General features: G+C 62.0%; 2 protein-coding genes. Both read left to right on the plus strand.

Annotated elements, in window-relative coordinates; genetic code table 11:
- Positions 1 to 743: succinate--CoA ligase subunit beta (locus AB3X96_RS42345; RefSeq protein WP_368594389.1), on the plus strand; the 743-nt coding region annotated here is incomplete at its 5' end.
- Positions 744 to 873: 130 nt separating this feature from the next.
- The coding region (gene sucD / locus AB3X96_RS42350) for a succinate--CoA ligase subunit alpha (RefSeq protein ID WP_368594390.1) at positions 874 to 1,729 on the plus strand (856 nt) is incomplete at its 3' end.

Genomic DNA, 1,729 nt, shown 5'->3' on the forward strand with positions numbered 1-1,729 from the left:
TGATCCACAAGGTTGCAGTCGATCCGTCGACCGGCCTGAAGGACTCGGAAGCCGACGACCTCGCGAAGAAGATCGGCGTGCCAGACGCTTCGATCCCCCAAGCCCGCGCAATCCTGCAAGGCCTGTACAAGGCATTCTGGGAGACCGACGCATCGCTCGCCGAAATCAACCCGCTGATCCTGACCGGCGACGGCAAGGTCATCGCACTCGACGCGAAGTTCAACTTCGACTCGAACGCGCTGTTCCGTCACCCGGAAATCGTCGCTTACCGCGATCTGGACGAAGAAGATCCGGCTGAAATCGAAGCATCGAAGTTCGACCTCGCGTACATCTCGCTTGACGGCAACATCGGCTGCCTCGTGAACGGCGCTGGCCTCGCCATGGCAACGATGGACACCATCAAGCTGTTCGGCGGCGAACCGGCGAACTTCCTCGACGTCGGCGGAGGAGCTACGACCGAGAAGGTCACCGAAGCGTTCAAGATCATGCTGAAGAACCCGAACCTGACCGCGATCCTGGTCAACATCTTCGGTGGCATCATGCGCTGCGACGTGATCGCGGAAGGCGTGATCGCGGCGTCGAAGGCCGTGTCGCTGAAGGTGCCGCTCGTGGTCCGCATGAAGGGCACGAACGAAGACCTGGGCAAGAAGATGCTCGCTGAATCCGGCCTGCCGATCATCTCGGCGGACAGCATGGAAGAAGCGGCTCAGAAGGTCGTCGCGGCTGCTTCGGGCAAGGCGTAAGCCACCTGTCTACGGCGCATTTACCAGCTCATTTGCCAAAATGACGAGTGGCGGCGCGCGAGCGACACAGGCGTGAAGCATCGCGCCGCGTGGCGCTGCCGCGCGACGCCAAACGAACAGAGGTCAATACATGTCGATTCTGATCAACAAAGACACCAAGGTCATCACGCAGGGCATCACCGGCAAGACCGGTCAGTTCCACACGCGTGCTTGCCGTGAATACGCAAACGGCCGCGAAGCGTACGTCGCGGGCGTGAACCCGAAGCGCGCCGGCGAAGATTTCGAAGGCATCCCCATCTACGCGAGCGTCGCTGAAGCCAAGGCTGAAACGGGCGCGACCGTGTCGGTGATTTACGTTCCGCCGGCAGGCGCTGCCGCGGCAATCTGGGAAGCCGTCGAAGCTGACCTGGATCTCGCAATCTGCATCACGGAAGGCATCCCCGTCCGCGACATGATCGAGATCAAGGACCGTATGCGTCGCGAAAACCGCAAGACGCTGCTGCTCGGACCGAACTGCCCGGGCACGATCACGCCGGACGAGCTGAAGATCGGCATCATGCCGGGTCACATCCACCGCAAGGGCCGCATCGGCGTCGTGTCGCGTTCGGGCACGCTGACGTATGAAGCAGTCGGCCAGCTGACCGCGATCGGCCTCGGCCAGTCGTCGGCAGTCGGTATCGGCGGCGACCCGATCAACGGTCTGAAGCACATCGACGTGATGAAGATGTTCAACGACGATCCGGATACGGACGCCGTCATCATGATCGGCGAAATCGGCGGTCCGGACGAAGCGAACGCTGCCGAGTGGATCAAGGGCAACATGAAGAAGCCGGTGGTTGGCTTCATCGCTGGCGTCACGGCGCCTCCGGGCAAGCGCATGGGCCACGCCGGCGCGCTGATCTCGGGCGGTGCGGACACCGCTGAAGCGAAGCTGGAAATCATGGACGCATGCGGTATCAAGGTCACGAAGAACCCGTCGGAAATGG

The organism is Paraburkholderia sp. BR13439, from assembly GCF_040948805.1.
Taxonomy (GTDB): domain Bacteria; phylum Pseudomonadota; class Gammaproteobacteria; order Burkholderiales; family Burkholderiaceae; genus Paraburkholderia; species Paraburkholderia youngii.